The 18,583-nt window shown below is 65.6% G+C and carries 17 protein-coding genes; 2 read left to right on the top strand and 15 right to left on the bottom strand.

Annotated features, from left to right (window positions below; all coding sequences use genetic code 11):
* Positions 1 to 69: 69 nt before the first annotated feature.
* Complete coding sequence (locus GGD62_RS26785; RefSeq protein ID WP_018317736.1) at positions 70 to 1,404, top strand: dicarboxylate/amino acid:cation symporter; 1,335 nt, start codon at positions 70 to 72, stop codon at positions 1,402 to 1,404.
* Between the two features lie 186 nt (positions 1,405 to 1,590).
* On the opposite strand, the gene GGD62_RS26780 is transcribed toward GGD62_RS26785, so the two are convergent.
* The 10 genes from GGD62_RS26780 to GGD62_RS26735 all read right to left on the bottom strand — a co-directional run bounded on the left by GGD62_RS26780 (position 1,591) and on the right by GGD62_RS26735 (position 11,628).
* The gene (locus GGD62_RS26780; protein ID WP_183711114.1) at positions 1,591 to 3,204 is read right to left on the bottom strand and encodes an ABC-F family ATP-binding cassette domain-containing protein; all 1,614 of its coding nucleotides are present in this window, start codon (positions 3,202 to 3,204) and stop codon (positions 1,591 to 1,593) included.
* A 163-nt stretch (positions 3,205 to 3,367) separates the two neighbouring features.
* Positions 3,368 to 3,715 carry a RidA family protein gene (locus GGD62_RS26775; RefSeq protein ID WP_027545617.1) on the bottom strand — a complete coding sequence of 116 codons (348 nt, stop codon included), beginning with the start codon at positions 3,713 to 3,715 and terminating at the stop codon, positions 3,368 to 3,370.
* Between the two features lie 124 nt (positions 3,716 to 3,839).
* Entirely contained in the window at positions 3,840 to 4,967 is a 1,128-nt protein-coding gene (locus tag GGD62_RS26770; protein ID WP_179738949.1) for an FAD-binding oxidoreductase, read from the bottom strand.
* On the bottom strand, positions 4,964 to 6,382 hold the full coding sequence (locus GGD62_RS26765; protein ID WP_183711112.1) for an NAD(P)/FAD-dependent oxidoreductase: 1,419 nt from the start codon (positions 6,380 to 6,382) through the stop codon (positions 4,964 to 4,966). The genes GGD62_RS26770 and GGD62_RS26765 overlap by 4 nt, the downstream gene beginning before the upstream one ends.
* Positions 6,379 to 6,675: a (2Fe-2S)-binding protein gene (locus GGD62_RS26760; RefSeq protein WP_018317731.1), complete on the bottom strand. Its 297-nt coding sequence runs from the start codon at positions 6,673 to 6,675 to the stop codon at positions 6,379 to 6,381. Before GGD62_RS26760 ends, GGD62_RS26765 begins: the two co-directional genes overlap by 4 nt.
* A 28-nt stretch (positions 6,676 to 6,703) precedes the next feature.
* Positions 6,704 to 7,840 carry an FAD-binding oxidoreductase gene (locus tag GGD62_RS26755; RefSeq protein WP_183236163.1) on the bottom strand — a complete coding sequence of 379 codons (1,137 nt, stop codon included), beginning with the start codon at positions 7,838 to 7,840 and terminating at the stop codon, positions 6,704 to 6,706.
* An 8-nt stretch (positions 7,841 to 7,848) separates the two neighbouring features.
* Positions 7,849 to 8,658: an ABC transporter permease gene (locus GGD62_RS26750; protein WP_018317729.1), complete on the bottom strand. Its 810-nt coding sequence runs from the start codon at positions 8,656 to 8,658 to the stop codon at positions 7,849 to 7,851.
* Complete coding sequence (locus GGD62_RS26745) at positions 8,655 to 9,530, bottom strand: ABC transporter permease (protein WP_183711110.1); 876 nt, start codon at positions 9,528 to 9,530, stop codon at positions 8,655 to 8,657. The genes GGD62_RS26750 and GGD62_RS26745 overlap by 4 nt, the downstream gene beginning before the upstream one ends.
* Positions 9,527 to 10,567 carry an ABC transporter ATP-binding protein gene (locus GGD62_RS26740; RefSeq protein ID WP_183711109.1) on the bottom strand — a complete coding sequence of 347 codons (1,041 nt, stop codon included), beginning with the start codon at positions 10,565 to 10,567 and terminating at the stop codon, positions 9,527 to 9,529. The genes GGD62_RS26745 and GGD62_RS26740 overlap by 4 nt, the downstream gene beginning before the upstream one ends.
* A gap of 26 nt (positions 10,568 to 10,593) precedes the next feature.
* Complete coding sequence (locus GGD62_RS26735; protein WP_018317726.1) at positions 10,594 to 11,628, bottom strand: ABC transporter substrate-binding protein; 1,035 nt, start codon at positions 11,626 to 11,628, stop codon at positions 10,594 to 10,596.
* A gap of 271 nt (positions 11,629 to 11,899) precedes the next feature.
* Between GGD62_RS26735 and GGD62_RS26730 the strand changes: the two genes are divergently transcribed.
* The gene (locus GGD62_RS26730; protein WP_183711108.1) at positions 11,900 to 12,817 is read left to right on the top strand and encodes a LysR substrate-binding domain-containing protein; all 918 of its coding nucleotides are present in this window, start codon (positions 11,900 to 11,902) and stop codon (positions 12,815 to 12,817) included.
* A 232-nt stretch (positions 12,818 to 13,049) separates the two neighbouring features.
* Here GGD62_RS26730 and GGD62_RS26725 read toward each other — a convergent pair whose 3' ends face one another.
* From GGD62_RS26725 to GGD62_RS26705, 5 genes are all read right to left on the bottom strand, one after another.
* A complete protein-coding gene (locus GGD62_RS26725) occupies positions 13,050 to 14,423 on the bottom strand; it encodes an amidohydrolase family protein (protein ID WP_183711107.1) in 1,374 nt (457 codons plus the stop codon).
* The gene (locus GGD62_RS26720; RefSeq protein ID WP_183711106.1) at positions 14,420 to 16,003 is read right to left on the bottom strand and encodes an ABC transporter substrate-binding protein; all 1,584 of its coding nucleotides are present in this window, start codon (positions 16,001 to 16,003) and stop codon (positions 14,420 to 14,422) included. Before GGD62_RS26720 ends, GGD62_RS26725 begins: the two co-directional genes overlap by 4 nt.
* 227 nt (positions 16,004 to 16,230) lie before the next feature.
* Complete coding sequence (locus GGD62_RS26715; protein ID WP_179738923.1) at positions 16,231 to 16,881, bottom strand: aspartate/glutamate racemase family protein; 651 nt, start codon at positions 16,879 to 16,881, stop codon at positions 16,231 to 16,233.
* A gap of 8 nt (positions 16,882 to 16,889) precedes the next feature.
* On the bottom strand, positions 16,890 to 17,774 hold the full coding sequence (locus tag GGD62_RS26710; RefSeq protein ID WP_092254564.1) for a polysaccharide deacetylase: 885 nt from the start codon (positions 17,772 to 17,774) through the stop codon (positions 16,890 to 16,892).
* Positions 17,761 to 18,576: an ABC transporter substrate-binding protein gene (locus GGD62_RS26705; RefSeq protein ID WP_183236155.1), complete on the bottom strand. Its 816-nt coding sequence runs from the start codon at positions 18,574 to 18,576 to the stop codon at positions 17,761 to 17,763. The genes GGD62_RS26710 and GGD62_RS26705 overlap by 14 nt, the downstream gene beginning before the upstream one ends.
* Positions 18,577 to 18,583 lie beyond the last annotated feature (7 nt).

Here is an 18,583-nt window from a genome sequence, read left to right as displayed (position 1 = left end):
CGACCATCACATGATGCAAGCCATGCAAGATCGAAATCACGCAAAATCAATGCGTTCCGGGGCCACTCTATGACACAAGTCGCGATCCAGCCAGCCATCCATCGCCGGCATCAGCCCTGGTACAAGATCCTCTACGTGCAGGTGCTGATCGCAATCGTGCTCGGCGTGCTGATCGGCTATTTCTACCCCGATCTCGGCAAGGCCTTGAAGCCGCTCGGCGACGGCTTCATCGCGCTGATCAAGATGATGATCGCGCCGGTGATCTTCTGCACTGTCGTGCACGGCATCTCCTCGATGGGCGACCTCAAGCGCGTCGGCCGGGTCGGGCTGAAGTCGCTGATCTATTTCGAGACGGTCTCGACCGTCGCGCTCGCGGTCGGCCTCCTGGTCGGCGAGATTCTCCAGCCCGGGCACGGCTTCAACATAGATCCCGCCACGATCGATCCGAACTCGGTGGCCACCTACGTCACCAAAGCCAAGGAAGAGGGCATCGTCGCCCATCTGATGGCGATCATCCCCGACAGCTATTTGGGCGCGATCGCGCGCGGCGACCTTTTGCAGGTGCTGCTGATCTCGATCCTGTCCGGCTTCGCCATCGCCTTCCTCGGCAAAGCCGGCGAGCCCATTGCGGACGCGATCGACAAGGCCGCAAAGATGTTCTTCGGCATCATCCGCATCATCGTGCGCGTCGCCCCGATCGGCGCGTTCGGCGCGATGGCGTTCACGGTCGGCGCCTACGGCCTCGGTTCGCTGATCAACCTCGCCGCTCTGATCGGCACGTTCTATCTCACCAGCATGCTGTTCGTGCTCGTGGTGTTAGGGGCGATCGCGCGGCTCGCCGGCTTCTCGATCCTCCGCTTCATCGCCTACATCAAGGACGAGCTGCTGATCGTGCTCGGCACCTCGTCCTCCGAGACGGTGCTGCCGCAGATGATCCAGAAGATGGAGCATCTCGGCGCCTCGCGCTCCGTGGTCGGCCTCGTGATTCCGACCGGCTACAGCTTCAACCTCGACGGCACCAACATCTACATGACGCTGGCGACGCTGTTTCTGGCGCAGGCGACCAACACGCATCTGACCATCTGGCAGGAGCTCGGCATCCTCGGCATCGCCATGATCACCTCGAAGGGCGCCTCGGGCGTGACCGGCGCCGGCTTCATCACGCTCGCCGCGACGCTCTCGATCGTGCCTGACATCCCGATCCAGTCGATCGCGATCCTGGTCGGCATCGACAAGTTCATGAGCGAATGCCGCGCGCTGACCAATCTGATCGGCAACGGCGTCGCCTGCGTCGTCATCAGCATCTCCGAAGGCGAGCTCGATCGCGAGGCGCTGCATGAGACCATGGCCCATCCGCTCGAGATCGGCGAAGCGCTCGAGCCGGGCGGGAGTGCAGCATCGTAGGTTGCAAACCGGCCGGCTCAGCGCGATTCCGACGCGGTAGTTTCCCGGAGTGGTCAATTGCTGCGGGACGCGTCACAACAGTTGCGTTGGGATCACGGATTGATACTCATTTTTTCCACCCGACGCGCTGGGGGCAGGGCGTCGGGTTTTTGAAAATCACTACCATATCAGGACCGCCGGGCGGGATCAGACGATCCCGCCATGAGTGCGCAGGACCTTGGCGGCGAGGTCGAGCCGTCGCGTGACCCCGATCGCCTGCAAGAACGCTTCATCATGACTGACGACGAGCAGCGCGCCGTCATAGGCCATCAAGCCTGCTTCGACCGCTTCGATGGACTCGATGTCGAGATGATTGGTCGGCTCATCCAGGATCAGCAGCGACGGAGGCGATGACCCGCCCAGCACGCAAGCGAGGCCCGCCCGAAACATTTGCCCGCCACTGAGGCTTCCGGCTGCCTGTAAGGCGGCGTCGGCGCGAAACATGAACCGCGCCAGCGCGGCATGGCATTCGTTCGCGCCCGCCTTCGGATTGAGGCGCCGAAAATTGTCCAGGATGGAGATCGCGGGATCGAGCAGGCTGACCTTCTGATCGAACAGCGCGAAATCCGGCCTGACCCGCAGGGTGCCCGAGAGCGGACGCAGCTCGCCCGCGATCAGCTTCAGCAGTGTCGTCTTGCCGGAGCCGTTGGGCCCGACCAGCGCGACGCGCTCCGGACCGACGACGGCGAATGAGAGATCGCGCAGGACCGGTTGCTCCGGCCGGTAGCCGGCGCTGACGCCGTCGAGCCAAAGCACCTCCCTGCCGGCCGGCAGGCCGGTCACGGGCAGCTTGACGGAGAGCGGCTGAAGAATTTCGACGCGCCGGCGCGCCTCGTCGACAGCTTGAAGCGCCTCCGCGCGCTGCCGCTCGGCGATTTGTGCGGTCTTGCCGCCGGTATCCTCGCTGCGATCCTTGCGCGCCCCGGCCAGGATGCGCGGCATGTCGCCCTTGGCGCGCTTCTTCCTGCCGCCGCTGTCCTTGCGCGCTTTCTTCTCCGCGGCCTCCTGCGCCTTGCCGTCGATCTCGAATAGCCGTCTCTCGGCATGCGCGAGGTCGTGCCTGACGGCAGCGAGCTCGACGGCTTTCTGTTCGCGGTAACGGCTCCAATTGCCGCCGTATCGCGTGGCTCCGAGCGACGTCAGCTCGACGACCGCATCCATCGCTTCGAGTAGGTTGCGGTCGTGGCTGACGATGATCGCGCCACCGCGCCAGGCCGCGAGGAGATCGATCACCGCCTTGCGGCCGTCCTGGTCGAGGTTGTTGGTGGGCTCGTCCAGCAGCAGGAAGTCAGGCTCGGCAAAGACCAATGCGGCGAGACGGACCCGCGTGATCTGGCCGCCGGACAACCGCTCCAGTTCGGTCTCGGGAGCGAGATCGAACCCGAGACGTGCAAGGGCGACTTGCAAGCGCGCTTCGAGAGTCCAATCGACCTCGGCGAGGTCGTCGGCCGAAGCTTCGCCGCGCTCAGCCTGGCGAAGCAACGCGAGTTGATCCCGCGCTCCGAACAGATCGGCCACCGTCGCGCCCGCTGAGAGCTGGACATCCTGGCGCAGCAAGCCAACGGATCCGGTGACGGCGACATGTCCCGCGGGGGGACGGTGCTCCCCGGAGATCGATGCAAGCAGCGTGGTTTTCCCGACGCCATTGCGGCCGACGAGGCCGGTCCGCTCGGCGCCGAACGTCAGATCGAGGTTGGAAAAGAGAGAACGGCCGTCAGGCGTGCACAGCGACAGATTCGACAGGATGATTGAAGCAGGCATGGAATTCCCCGTGAGCAAGGCGGATTGGCTTTGCGGTCGGGGTAAAATCCATGGCTCTCGAATGTCCTGATTGAGGGAGCCTCTAAGTATTACCTTCCAAAGGCGAGATCAAGGCACCGCGCGAGGGACGACGGCGCGGAGAGCGCCGACGTCCCTGTCGCGTTCAGCCCTTCAGTGCGGTGACCACCACCTCGATCAGCGCGCTGCCGCCGAGATCGGCAACGCCGACCGTGGCACGGGTCGGCAGATTGTCGCCGAAGAACTCGGTCCAGGCCGCGTCCATCTCCTTCTTCTTGGAGAGATCCGTGACGAAGATCGAGGCGCTGACGACGCGGCTCTTGTCGGTGCCGGCTTCCTTCAGATAGCCGGCGATCTTGCCGAGGATGTTGCGGGTCTGGTCACCCATCGAGACCGAGGTGTCGTCGGCAATGGTGCCGCCGAGGAAGACAAAGCCGTTGGCCTCGACGGCGCGGTGCATGATGGGCGTGCGGATGCTGCGGGTGATGCTCATGATGTCCTCTTGTTGCTAGAGCGTGACGAGATTAGGTCGAGATCGCGAAGACGGTGCGCTCCCTCCCCCGCAAGCGGGAGAGGTTGGAACGAGCCCGTTTTGGGATTGCTCCGACAAATTGGCCTCATGCTCCGAGCGTAGTGGGATGAAAACGGTCGATGCCGAGATCGCCGACGCGGGTCTGGGTGCCGCCATTGACGATCAGCTCCGCCATCACAGCGCCGGCGCCGGGGCCGAGCTGAAAGCCGTGCAGCGAGAAGCCGAACTGGTGATAGAGCCCCCTGTGACGGCTGCTCGGCCCGAACACGGGAATATCGTCCTTCATCTTCGCCTCGATCCCGGCCCAGGCACGAACGATGGTGGCGCTGCGCATCACCGGGAACAGCTCGAACACGGTGCGGGCGCTGATGGCGAGGCTCTTCCAGTCCAGCACCGTCTCGTTGCGATCCTGATAGGGCGTCGCCAGATGGCCGCCCCCGATCAGCACGGTGCCATTGGAGAACTGCTTGAAGGAGAGTTTGCGCCCGCGCAGGATCACGACGGGGTCGATGAAGTGCGGCACGCGCGAGGTGATCATCAGCATCGGCGCCACGGTCTCGACCGGCACGGGCTCGCCGAGCGCAGCCGCGATCTTGCCGGCCCAGGCGCCGGCGGCGTTGACCAGCACCGGCGCAGCAAAGGTTTCAGTGCCGACATCGACATGCCAGAGCCCATCGCTGTAGCGGATGTTGCTGGCGGCGACGCCCTCGCGCACGGTCGCACCCAGCTGTCCGGCCCTGCGGCGGAACGCCGTCGTCGTCTGCGCCGGATTGGCGGCACCGTCGCGGCGTGAGACCACGCCGCCGGGACAGCTTTCAGCCACCGCCGGCACCAGCCGGCGCAATTCAGTCGCGTCGATCAGCTCTTCGTGGGTGAAGCCGAGCGCATTGAGTTCGGCCACGCGCGCGCGGCAAACGCTGAGCTCCTCCTCGTTCTCGGCGACCAGCACCTGGCCGTGGCTCTCGAAGCTGCAATCGTCGTCGAGCAGATCCCTGATCTTCTCCCAGATTCCCATCGAGCGGATCGAAAGCGGAATTTCCGGGATGTGTCGCGCGAGCTGGCGGACGCCGCCAGCATTGACGCCGGAGGCGTGGCGTCCGGCATAATCCTTCTCGATCAGCACCGGCTTGAGGCCGGCAAGGCACAAATGCAGCGCGGTGGAGCATCCGTGGATGCCGCCGCCGACGACGATCGCATCCACGCATCTTGTCATCCGCGCACCACCGCTTTGATATCGGCCTCGCTCTTCGGAACGGCCGCGAGCTCGGCGAGCGTGATCGGCTTGACCGGCGCGCGCAGCCGGTAATAGCCGATCTCCTGCGGAGTCTTGCCGCGCGCCTGCGCCATCAGCTCGGTGACGGTGAGGCCGCAGAGCCGGCCCTGGCATGGGCCCATGCCGGTGCGGCGATAGGCTTTCAGCTGATTGGGGCCGGTTGCACCGATGGCGACCGCGTCGAGAATGTCCTTTGCCGAGACCTCTTCGCAGCGGCAGACGATGGTGTCGCCGGAGGGAATCCGGAACTGCGGCGCGGGGCGGAACAGCGTGTCGAGGAAGACGCGGCCGCGCTCCGCCCTGGTGAGATCGGCACGCAACGCTGCCATCGACGGCAGTTTTGCGGCGGCCGCGGGTGCCAACGCTTCGACCGCTGCACGCGCCGCAATGCGGCCCCGCACCACGGCTGCATTGGCACCACCGATGCCGGCGCCGTCACCGGCGATCGCGATACCCGCGACCGACGAGCTGCCGCTGGCATCCAGCACCGGCGACCAGCACAATTGCAGATCGTCCCAGCGATGCTCGACACCGGCTGCCATCGCGAGGTTGACGTTGGGCACGACGCCCTGATGCAGCAGCAACAGGTCCGCAGGAATGGTGTCGCGCTTGCCGCCGGCGACATAGCTGACGCTGGCGAGCTGGCCGTCGCCGGCCGCCGAGAGCTCCGTGACGCCGGAGACGACCTGCACCTTGGCCTTCACCTCGCGCATCATCGCGAGGCCCTTGGAGAAATAGGGCGAGGTCAGGAAGGCGAAGGCGTGCGGCAGCGCTGCGAAGTAATTGCTGCGCTCGGTGGTGTCGAGGATGCGATCGATGCGGCCGCCGAGGCGCAGGATCTGCGCGGCAAGCAGCCAGAGCAGCGGCCCCTGCCCCGCAATCACGGTGCGGCCGTCAGGCACGAGAGCCGAGGATTTCAGCATGGTCTGCGCCGCGCCCGCGGTCATCACGCCCGGCAGCGTCCAGCCGGGAATCGGAAACGGCCGCTCCAGCGCGCCGGTCGCAAGGATCACGCGCTGCGCCTTGACGAAGGCGGACGCGCCGCCGACCGAGACGGCGATCTCGAGGTTGCGGTCCAGGCTCCAGACCGTGGCACGATGGATGACCTCGGCGCTGGTCGTACGCAGCGCCTGCACGAGATCGGCACCGACCCAATAATCGGCGCCGAGTTGATTGCGATCGGTCACCGGTGTGGACGAAATTGCGCGGAACACCTGGCCGCCCGGGCCGATGTTCTCGTCGAGCAGCAACGTCGAGAGGCCGGCTTCGGCGGAGGTCGCAGCGGCAGCAAGGCCCGCTGGCCCGGCGCCGATCACCACGACATCATAGGCTTCGCGTTTGGGAGCCACAGTCATTTTCCGATCTCCCGCTTGCCCTTCTGAATCTCGATCTGCATGCCCTCGGCGACAGGCACGAGGCAACCCTGGCGGTTGCCGACACCGTCGATGGTGACGAGGCAGTCGAAGCAGACGCCCATCATGCAATAGGGCAGACGCGGCGCGCCGCTCACCGCAGTCGAACGCCGCGCGTCCAAGCCGGAGGCAAGCAGCGCGGCAGAGACGGTGTCGCCCTGGCGCGCGGCGACGGCAACGCCGTCGACGAGGATCTGCACCTGCGGACGTTTGTCCTGTTCGGATCTCTTAAACATGGGATGCCTCGTGGCTCCTTAAAATTCTCTAATAGCCGCTGTTGTTCGCAGCACCCGCGTCGCCGAAGCGGCTGGCGGAGAACGCACCGACCAGCTCCGGCTCGAGCGCGCCTTGTGCGACCATGCGCGCGATCTCGAAGGCATGGTTGGAGGCCAGCGTCACGCCGGAATGGCAGCAGGCGACGAATGCGCCGGGATGCGTCTCCGACTGGTCGTAGATCGGAAACCCGTCCTGCGGCATGACGCGGATGCCGGCCCAGCTCCTGACCACGTTGAGCCGCGAGAGATGCGGGAACATGCGCTGCGCGCGATCGGTCATCACGGCGCTGATCGAATGCTTCAGCGCGCGATCGTCGAGCTCGTCCTCCTTGCTGTCGCCGATCATCACCGTGCCCTCGTCGGTCTGGCGGATCGTGGTCAGGGGATGCGGCAGGAACGGCATGGTGCGCTCGGTCACCACGATCTGGCCGCGGGTCGGGCCCATCGGCGCGTAGAGGCCGACCATCGGCGCCAGCGTCTGGTTGGCATTGCCGGCAGCGAGCACGATCTTGGCCGCGCGCAGCTCGCCCTTCGGCGTGGTCAGGTGGAATTCGCCGCCGCTCTTGCTGATCGCCGAGACCGGACGCTCCGGGAAATAGTCGATGCCGAATGCCCTGAAGCCGGTGTGAAAGGCGCGGAACGTGCGCAGCGAATTGACGTGGCCGTCGAGCGGGCAATAGCTGCCACCGGAAACCTCCGGTCCGATCAGCGGCAGCGACTTCTTCACCTCGGATGCGGAGAGCATCTCCATCTTGTAGTCGGCAGCACCGGCCTGGTTGTGCATCCGCTTGACCAGCTCGGTTCGCTGGCCGAACTCGTCCTCGCCGAGGGTGAGGTGAAAGCCGCCATTCTGCTGAAGCGAGACATCAAGGCCAGTCTGCTGTTTCAGCTCGGAAGCAAGCCGAGCCCACGCCTGCGACGCCTGCACGGTCCACACCGTATAGGCTGGCATGCCGAGCCCCTTGCTCTGCACCCACACCAGCGCAAAGTTCGCGCGCGAGGCGCGCTTGGTGATGTCGCCCTCGTCGAGCACGGCAACGGACTTGCCGAGCCGGCCGAGGCCCCAGGCAATGGCGGAGCCGAGCAATCCGCCGCCGACCACGGCGACGTCGTAATCCGTTCGCATAAGTTCTCCTATCGCCCCGTATCGCCGCCCTTGCCGGCGAGCACACGGTCGAGCCCGTAGAAGCGGTCGAGCAGAATGAGAGCGGTCATGGTCACAGCGATCACGCAGGCCGAGACCGACGTCACCAGCGGATCGATGTTGTCCTGGATATAAAGGAACATGCGCACCGGCAACGTCTCGGTGCCGGGTGCCGCGAGGAAGACGGTCATGGTCAGATCGTCGAAGGACTGGATGAAGGCGAGCGCCCAGCCGCTGATGACGCCGGGCAGGATCAGCGGCAGGGTCACGCGGCGAAACAGCGTCCAGCCGCCGGCGCCGAGCGAGACCGCGGCTATCTCGACCGTGCGGTCCATGCCCGTCGCGGCCGCAAGCGTCAGCCGCAGCGCGAAGGGAAACACGATGATGACATGCGCGATGATCAGCGCGGCAAAACTGCCGCCGAGGCCGGCCGAGGTGAAGAAGCGCAGGAAAGCGATGCCGAGCACGACATGCGGGATCATCAGCGGCGAGAGGAACAGCGCGGCCAGGGCATCGCGGCCGCGGAAGCGATAGCGCGCGATCGCCAATGCCGCCGGCACCGCGAACAGCAGCGCGACGAATGATGATAGCGCGCCGAGGCCAAGGCTGACCCAGAAGGCGTGGATGAATTCGGGATAGTTCGCGATCGTCCTGAACCAGCGCAGCGAGAAGCCGTTGGTCGGCAGTGACAGGAAGCCTTCGGGCGTGAAGGCGACGAGACAGACCACCAGGATCGGCGCCACCATGACGATGACGAAGAAGGTATGGAAGATCAGCGCCAGCGGGCCGTTCCGTCTCATCGGAACACCTCCGCGTAGCGCCGCTCGATCAGCGCGTTGCTGCCGACGACGATCAGCACCAGCGCGACCAGCAGGAGCGTGGCGACCGCCGCACCCAGCGGCCAGTTCAGCGTGTTGAGAAATTCGTCATAGGCGAGCGTCGCCGCGACCTTGAGCCGGCGGCCGCCGATGATCGCGGGCGTCGCAAACGCGCTGGCCGAGAGCGAAAACACGATGATCGCACCCGACAGCACACCCGGCATGATCTGCGGCATGATGATGCGCCGGATGATGGTGGCGGCACCCGCACCGAGCGACATCGCGGCATTCTCGATCTGCGGATCAAGCCGCTGCAGCGCAGCCCACACCGAGAGCACCATGAACGGCATCATCACATGGGCGAGCGCGATGATCATGCCCGTCTCGGTAAACATGAAGGGAATGGGGGAACGCATCACCCCGAGCGACATCAGGAGCTTGTTGACGAGGCCGTTGTTGCCGCCGAACAACAGCGCCCAGCCCAGCGTGCGCGCCACCACGGAGATCAAGAGCGGCCCGAGAATGACCAGCAGGAAAAAACTCTTCCAGCGCCCGCTCATGCGGTTGAGGATGTAGGCTTCGGGTGCCCCGAGCAGCGCGGTGAGCAGCGTGGTCAGGATCGCGATCCGAAAGGTCCGCCAGAACATTTCGGCGTAATAGGGATCGGTCGCGATCTCGTGCCAGTTCTTGAGGATGAAGACCGGCTCGATGCCCTTGTATTGGCCCCAATCGTGGAACGACAGCATCACGGTCATCGCCAGCGGAATCAGCAGCACGCCGACGAACAGCATCAGGGCGGGCGCCGTCAGCGCCCACGGCGCACGCGCGCTGCGCTCCTCGGCGACCGCGCTCATGCGCCGGCCCTCGCGCGGACGCTCATGTCTTCGGGCCGCCAGCTGAGACGCACGGCCTCGCCTTCGCCTGGTTGCGTCGTGCCGTCATTCTGGCGGATCACGATCGCGGGGCCGCATTCGCTGTCGCACTGGAACAGCCAGTGATTGCCCTGGAAGATGCGCGTGACGATCTTTGCGCTAAGGCCGGCATCGCCGAAGCCGATTCTTTCAGGACGGATGCTGACAGTGACGGGGCCGCTGAGGCCCGCCGGGGCCGGCGCGCTCCAGGAGCCCGCCGTCACCCGCGCTGGCGTAGTGGTCCGATCGACCGCCGCGGCAAAATCGTTGGTCTTGCCGAGAAATTGCGAGACGAAGGCCGAGGCCGGCTTCTCATAGGTCTCCTGCGGCGTGCCGATCTGCTCGATCTTGCCCTGGCTCATCACCACGATGCGGTCGGACAGCGACATCGCCTCGTTCTGGTCATGGGTCACGAGGATCGTGGTGGTGCCGATGGTGCGCTGGATCTGGCGCAGCTCGATCTGCATCTCCTCGCGCAGTTTTGCGTCGAGATTGGACAGCGGCTCGTCGAGCAAGAGCACGCTCGGCTTGATCACCAGCGCGCGGGCGAGTGCCACGCGCTGCTGCTGGCCGCCGGACATGCGGCGGGGATGACGGTCCTCAAAGCCGGCGAGGCCGACCATCCCGAGCGCGGCACGGACGCGCTCGGCTCGTTCAGTGCGCGGCACATTGCGCATCTCGAGACCGAAGGCGACGTTCTCTGCCGCCGTCATGTGCGGAAACAGCGCGTAGCTCTGGAACACGATACCGAGCCCGCGCTTGGCCGGATGGATCGCGGTCAGGTCCTTGCCCTCGAGGCGGATGGCGCCGCGCGTGGGATCGAGGAAGCCCGCGATCATCTGCAACGTCGTGGTCTTGCCGCAGCCGGAAGGGCCGAGGAAGGAGATGAACTCCCCCTTCCCCACCGACAGACTGAAGTCGTCGACCACAGTCTGCGCCCCGAATTGCTTGGCGACCCGATCGAGCTCGAGATAGGCCATACGCTGTCTCCGCTGCGACGATCAGATCAACGCTCAACCTCGCGATTCCAGCGCTTGGTCCACTCCTCGCGCTTCTCGTTGATGACGGTCCAGTCCGGATTATAGAGCTTGGCCGCACGCTCGCCGATCGGCGCCATCTTTCCGAGCTCGGGCGGGATCACCAGCGACTTCAGCACCGGGCCGTAGCCGTAATCCTTCAGCATCACGAGCTGGATTTTTGGGTCGAGCAGCATCTTGACGAAGCTTGCTGCCAGCGGCGAGGCGTTGGGCTTGGTGATCGGACAGGCCGTCGTCAGCAGCGTCGCGGCACCTTCCTTCGGGTAGACGAAGTCGACAGGGAAACCGGTATTGGCAAAGCTCTGCACGCGGCCGGTGCCCCACACCGCGATCACGGCCTGGCCGGACTGGAACAGCTCGGTCATCTTGCCCGGCGACGGCTCGTAGGCGAGCACGTTCGGATTGATCTGTTCCTTGAAGATCTTGAAGCCGGAATCGACATTGGTCTCGCCGCCGCCGTTCATCTTCGACAGCATCACCAGCGCTTCGAGGCCGTAGGTGTTGTTGATCGGCGGGATCACGAGCTGCTTGGCGTATTTCGTGTCCTTCAGGTCATTCCAGGAGGTCGGCGGCGCCCAGCCTTTCTCCTTGAACACCTTGGTGTTGTACATCAGCCCGGTCGCGACGATGCCGATCGCGACGGCACGATCGTCCTTGAAGCGCGCGGTGTCGTAGAGATCGGCCGGCAGCCCCTCGAGCTTGCCGCAGAAGCCGAGCTGAATCGCCTGGTACATCGGGCCGTCATCGACGATGGCGACGTCGATCTGCTGGTTGCCCTTCTGCGCCTGGAGCTTGGCCAGCGTGTCGGTGGAGTTGCCGGCGACGTACTCGACCTTGACGCCGTTCTCCTTCTCGAAGGCGGGGATCACCTCGTCGCGGATCGTCTTCTCGAACGAGCCGCCATAGCCGGCGACGTAGAGAGTCTTTTGCTGGGCCGAAGCGACTGAGGGGGCGGCAATGAGCGCTGCGATGCTGACCGCGGTCAGAAGGCGAAGAGTCTTCATGTGGACCGATCTCCATACCGGAATGAGGTGACGTACCGACGAGTCTCGCTGGCTGAAGCCTCTTCCGCATTTCCTTCCGCGCAATCCCGTCTCCAAACAGGGCTCCGGCGCCCATTCGGCGGGTTTTGGCGCGATCTGGAGGCTTGAACCCCTCCAATCTGCCGAAAAAGCGGGCTGTCTCCAGTCCTGATGAAAAAGATCGCAACCTATACTTCCATCGTCCAATGAATAATGGCAACCTCTGTATGCCTAAATGTTATGGATGTTTGGAATGGCGCGGATCAATTCGCGGCAGGTGGAGGCCTTCCGCGCGACCATGCTGACCGGCAGCGTCACCGAGGCCGCGAAGCTGATGGTGGTGACGCAGCCGGCTGTCAGCCGGTTGCTGCGCGACTTCCAGGCGCTGTTGAAGATGGAGCTGTTCGAGCGGCGCGGCACCGGCCTCGTGCCGACCGCCGCGGCAATGGCGCTCTACACCGAGGTCGAACGGTCCTTCGTCGGTCTCGAACGCATCACGGCTGCGGCCGAAGAAATCCGGGGACGCCGCACCGGCTCGCTGCGCATCGCCGCGCTGCCGGCGCTGGCGAACGGCTATCTGCCGCGGCTTGCCGGGCACTTCCTGATGGAACGGCCCAACCTCAACCTGGCCTTCTTCGGAGTGATCTCGCCGATTGTGGTCGACTGGGTTTTGAACAATCAATGCGACATCGGCTTCGCCGAGGTGCCGATTGCCCATTCCGGCCTGCCGAGCCTGCGGCTGCCGGCGCTGGCGCGCGTCGCGGTGCTGCCGACCGGACATCGCCTCGCGGAGAAAGAAGTGCTGGAGCCACGCGATTTCGAGGGTGAGACGTTCATCTCGCTGTCGGCGGGATCGTCGAGCCGCCACCTCGTCGACCAGGTCTTTCACCGCAGCGACGTCCGCCGCGTGTTGCGGGTGGAGACCACGCTGTCGGAGATCATGTGCGGGATGGTGTCATCCGGGCTCGGGGTCTCGATCTGCGATCCCTTCACCGCGCAGGAATTTGCCACGCGCGGCGTCGTCGTGCGGCGCTTCCTGCCGCGCATCGACTTCGAATTCTCGGCGGTATTTCCGGCACAGCGCAGTCCGTCGCCGGTGGCGCTGGATCTGGTGGAGACCATGCGCAAGGCGCTGATGGAGTTTGACGATCTGCCGGAAGCCGCGAGTTAGGACAATCTGGCGACGGGCTGGCTGCAACCTCTCCCACTTGCGGGGGAGGCGTAGGCCGCCTATGGCGGCCGTCTCTTAGGAGACGCCGAGGCGAAGCCTCGGCTTTGGCGAAGGCCGGGTGGGGACTCCCTCCTCATCGGGAGTGTCCCCGGTAGGAGAGAACCCTCTCCCCTGCCCTCTCCCGCAAGCGGGAGAGGGAGTGCACCTTCTTCGTCGCTGCCGGAGGCCGCGATCACCCGTTGAACGCCGCCTGCGCTTCCGGCAGATCCCAGATCTTGCCGATCGCGGCGCTGCCGGCGGCTGTGATCGCTACTTCGTCGGCGCCGAGATAGCGCCCCTCGTCGACCAGCACGCGGCCGTCGACCATGACCTGATCGATATTGGCACGGTTGGCGAGCGCGATCAGCGCGCGGCGCGGATCGAACAGCGGCTGGAGATGCGGGTGGGTGAGATCGACCACGGTCAGATCGGCGGTTGCACCCGGCTCGATCCGACCGAGATCAGGCCGCCTGATAACGTCGGCGGCGACCGCCGTGTTCGCCTCGATCAGCTGCGGCGAATTGGCGACGTCGGGACGCGCCGAGGTGATCTTGGAGATCATCGACGCGGCATTCAGCTCGCCGAGCAGGTCCATGTTGTAGCCGTCGGTGCCGACCACGGTGCGCACGCCATGCTCGGCGAACCGGCTGAAGGCCGCGGTGACGCCGGCGCGCGCGAACACGCGCGGGCAGTTCAGCACGGTCATGCCGCGCGCGGCCATCAGCTTGAGATTGTCGTCGGTGCTGAACATGCAATGCGCGGCCATCAGGTCGGGCGCGAGCAGGCCGAGCCAGTCCAGATACTCCGCCGGCGTGCGGCCGCCATAACGCTTGCCGATGGTCTCGACCTCGGCGCGGCTCTGCGCCATATGCGTCGTGATGGGAACGCCGAGCTCGCGCGCTCGCGCGGCGCAGGCTTTCAGCAGATCGGGGCCGCAGGTGTCGGTGGCGTGCGGGCTCATGGCGAGGCCGATGCGGCCGTCGCCGCGCTTGTTCCAGCGCTGGTAGAGCGCATCCCAGGTCGCCATGTCGGCGGCACCGTCATCGCCGGAATAACGCACCACGCCGTCCGGGCCCGCCTTGGCATCCGACGTCGAGAACAGATAGGGCGCGCCGTAGAAGCGGATGCCCATCTCCTCGGCGGCGTCGAACATCTCCGGAATCGAATTCCGGAACGGCTCCATCACCGTGGTGGCGCCACCCTTGAGCAGCTGGAGGATGCCGAGCCGCGCCACCGCCATACGTTCTTCCGCCGACAAGATATCGGCGCCACGCTTGGTCAGCGGCAACAGCACCGTGTAGACGATGCTCTGGTTGCTCTTGCGGCCGTTGCCGTCCTCGGTGTGGCTGCGCGCTACCGCCTCGCTAAAACAGTGATTGTGCAGATTGAGCAGGCCCGGCAGCACGAAGCGGCCCGGGCGGTCGTAGACCTCATCCGCACGCGGCTTGTCGCGCGTGACCGCGGCGATCTTCTTGCCTTCGACCAGGACCCAATGGTCGCGCAGCACATCCTGCGCGCCGTCTTTCCGTGACAGCACATAGCTGCCGAAGATTGCTGTGGTGCTCATGCTGGGCGTACGTTCCAGAAGACGGCGGTGCCGTCGAGAATGCCGGTGATGGCTTTGCGATAGGCGGTCGGCTGCTTGTACAGGCCGATCGGGATGTAGGGAATCTCCTCGAACGCCACCGCCTGGACCTGACGGCAGATGCGCTGCTGCTCGGCGAGCTCGGACGCCGCCAGCCACTGGCTGCGCAAGGGCCCCATCCTCTCGCTCGCATACCAGCCGGCGACCTTGCCTTCGCCGCGGATGTTGGTGTTGCCGGCCGGGTTGAGCCAGTCGATGCCCTGCCAATTGCCGACCGCCGCACTCCAGCCGCCCTGCCCGATCGGATCCTTCTTGAGCTGGCGCTGCAACACGACGGCGAAGTCGAGCCCGGCATATTCGACGTTCATGCCGGCCTTGCGCAAGCTATCGACCGCGATCTCGCCGAGCGGCTTCTGCGCCAGCGAATTGGTGGGCACGAGCACCACGATCTTCTCGCCACTATAGCCGGCCGCCTTCAGATCGGCCTTGACCTTGGCGTAGTCGCGGGGCCCGCGGAACACGTCGAGCCCGACCTCGCTCGCCATCGGGGTACCAGGCGCGAAGTAGCCGATCGGCGAGACCTGGAAGGCGGGATCGACGCCGGCCACGGCCGTCATGAACGCGGACTGGTCGATCGCACCCAGCAGTGCGCGGCGGATGGCTGGATTGTCGAACGGAGGCTGCAGGTGATTGAGGCGCAGCATGCAGGCGTAACCCCTGGGATCGAGAACGCGCGTCTCGATGTCACCGGCGGCCTTGATCACCGGCAACAGATCGTGCGGCGTGGTCTCCTGCCAGTCCTGCTCGCCGGTCTGCAGCGCGGCAACGCCGGTGCCGGCATCGGGCGTGGTGGTCCAGACCACGCGATCATAGTGCACGATCTTCGGACCCGCCGTCCAATCCGGCTTGCCGTCCGTGCGCGGCTGATAGCGCTCGAATTTGGCGTAGGCGTTGCGCGCCCCCTGCACGCGCTCGTCAGCGAGGTAGCGGAACGGGCCGCTGCCGATCACCTCGGTCAGCGGCTTGAACGGATCCTGGCTCGCCAGCCGCTCCGGCATCATGAAGCAGGCATTGATTGCGGCCTTGCCGAGTGCCTGCGGCAACAGCGGGAACGGACGCTTGAGACGGAAGCGGATGATGCGGTCGTCGGCGGCGGACAGCTCGTCGATCGCCTCCATCAGCTCACCGCCAAAGCCGTCGCGCGCAGCCCAGCGGCGGATGCTCGCCACGCAGTCGCGCGCGAGCACGCGTTCGCCATCGTGCCAGAACAGGCCGTCGCGCAAGCTGAGGTCCCATTGCAGCCCATCACCGGAGATGATGTGGCCCGACAGCATCTGCGGCGAGACCTGGAGCGAGGCGCTCATGCCATAGAGCGTGTCGTAGACCATGAAGCCATGGTTCCGCGACACCTGCGCAGTCGAGTAGATGGGATCGACGAAAGCGAGATCGATCACGGGGATGAAGCGCAGCGTCGACTGGGATTCGGCGCGCACGATGCCCGGCAGCGACAGCGCCGGCATGGCTGCGGCAGCCCTAAGGAGCGAACGGCGGGAGATAGACATTACGAGAGGCTCCTGAGTGCGGTGACATGCAGCCGCGGCCGCGGTGTGCTCCCTCTCCCGCTTGCGGGGGAGGGCTGGGGTGGGGGTGTCTCCGCAGGCGATGACCCCGAGAGGAAAGAGCCCCCACCCGCCGCGCTTCGCGCGTCGACCTCCCCCGCAAGCGGGAGAGGTTGCAGCGAGCGCGCGGCCAGAGCGATGTCACAAAAGCGGGGTCCCATAATTGCGCTCTACGTGTTGAGCAAGACCGCGCCGATCGCAGCGGCGACCGCTTGCTGCGCCGGCTCGACCACGGGCACGCCAATCGCCTCCGCAATTGCCGCGCGGTGCGAGGCCATGCCGGCGCAGCCCATCACCACGACATCGGCGCGGCATTGCGTGACCAGCGCGCGGCCGGCGTCGATCAACCGTCCCCGGATATCTGCAGCTGCGGTCTCGGCTGCGCTCGCGCCGACCGACCAGCTTCCGGCATAGCGGCCGTCGACGCCCATCAGCCGCACCATCCGTTGCTGGCGCCGGATGCTCGAGGGCGACAGCGCGATGATGCCAAAACGTTCACCCAGCATCAGCGCGCGAAAGATGCCGCATTCGGCGATGCCCATCACGGGACGACCGCCGGCCGCCTCGCGCACCGCATGCAGGCCGGGATCGCTGAAGCAGGCGAGCACGAAGGCATCGGCATCCTCGCGCGCGACGCGATTCACCAGCGGCATGACGACGCTGTCGGCATCGCGCTGCGAGCTGATGCCCGGCGGCCCCTCGGCGAGGCCGACCACTTCGATCTCAGGCCCGCCGGCGATCCGCAGCGGCGCGACCGCCTCGTCGATCGCCGCCGTTACCGACGCCGAGGAGTTCGGGTTGATGACGAGGATACGGGTCATGGCGCTCCCTAGCGGTTACCGGCCTCGTGGCGCAAAAAGTTCTCCGCGATCTTCTCGCCGGTCGTGATCCAGACATCCGGGCACGACTTTGCGTAAGTCAGAAATTCGCGCAGCAGGCGCAGCCGCATCGGGCGGCCGCTGCATTGCGGATGCAGCACCGTCGTCACCATCGCGCCCCAGTCGCGGACCTCGTCGAGCTCGTCCTTCCAGATCGAGAGCACATGTTCCTTGGGGAAGATCGAGCGCGGGCTGAAGCGCGCGGAGAGACCGTGCATCCAATCGTCATAGCTCGCGGTGACCGGCAGCTCGATCGTGCCGGGCTTGCCGTCGGCGAGACGATGGCGATAGGGCCTGACGTCGTCGCGGAACGAGGAGGTGTAGACGATGCCGTGGCGCACCAGCGCGACGCGCAGCTCCTCGGTGAACTCGCCGTACGGCGCGCGATAGCCGGTCGGCTTGACGCCAAGCCTGCGCTTCAGCGCCTCGAAACCGCGCTCCAGCTCCTCCTCGATCCAGGGATCGCCGGGATCGGGCAGGAGATGATGATAGCCGTGATGTCCGATCTCGTGACCGGCCTTGAGGATGGACTCGGCCATCGCGGGATGCGCATCGACCGACCATCCCGTGACAAAGAAGGTCGCTTTCAGATCGAGCTGGTCGAGCAGCTCCAGCAGTTTTGGCGTGCCGACGCGGGCCTCATAGCCGCCATAGCTCATGGTGATGAGCCGCTGGGCGTGCACTGCGTCCTTGCTGGTCCACGCGCTCTCGGCGTCTACGTCGAACGACAGGAACATCGCCGAGGTGTACGGCTTTGGCCAGGGATAGTCCGGCGCGGGATCTGCGGTGTTGGCCGGGACAAGGGGGATGCTCTGGAGTGCCTTACTGTCCAGCATTGATGGTCGCCTTCTCTAATCCGTTGTCGGTGAGTTTCCACTTGGCAAGCAGGGTCTTGTAGGTGCCGTCGGCGATCAGCGCGTCGACCGCCTCCAGCATGGCCTGCTGCAATGCCTTTTCCTTGACCGGCAGGGCGATGCCGGTGAATTGCTGTGCGATGGGCTCGCCCACCGTTGCATAGGTGCCGGGCTCGAGATCCATGATGTAGGGCAGCGTCTCGTTGCCCTGGGCGGCGGCATCGATGCGGCCTTGCCTCAGCTGGGTGCGGGCGTCGGCCGAGCCGTCGGTGCCGACGAACTGAATCGGACTGCTGCCGCAATTCTTTTCGCTCCACACCGCAATCTGCGCCGGGAACATGGTGCGGCGACTGGCGCCAACCTTCTTGCCGCAGAGTGATGCGGCGTCCTTGAACTCCGCCTTGCGCGACTGCTGCACGAAGAACTGCGGACCGCTGCGCAGATAATCGACGAAGGACGCGATCTCGTGCCGGCTGGCATAATCGGTGAAGCCGGACAGGATGGCGTCCACGCGCCCGGTCGAGATCGACGGCATGAACTCGGCAAAGCTCGTCTCCTGCCATTCGATCTTGACGCCGAGCTTGCGGCCGATGGCTTCGCCGAGATCGATGTCGAAGCCGGACAGCGCGTTGGTCGCGGGATCGCGGAACTCCATCGGCGGATAGTTCGGCACCAACGCCACCTTGATGCTGCCCCGCTTGGCGATCTCCGCGGGCAGATCGATCGCCATCGCGGGCACACTGATGGCGCCGAGGAACACCGCCGCAACCAAAAATCTTTTCATCAACACG

The organism is Bradyrhizobium sp. ERR14 (genome assembly GCF_014198235.1).
Classification (GTDB): domain Bacteria; phylum Pseudomonadota; class Alphaproteobacteria; order Rhizobiales; family Xanthobacteraceae; genus Bradyrhizobium.
Note: the sequence above shows the minus strand (reverse complement) of the source record. Positions and strands in the feature narration are given on the sequence as shown.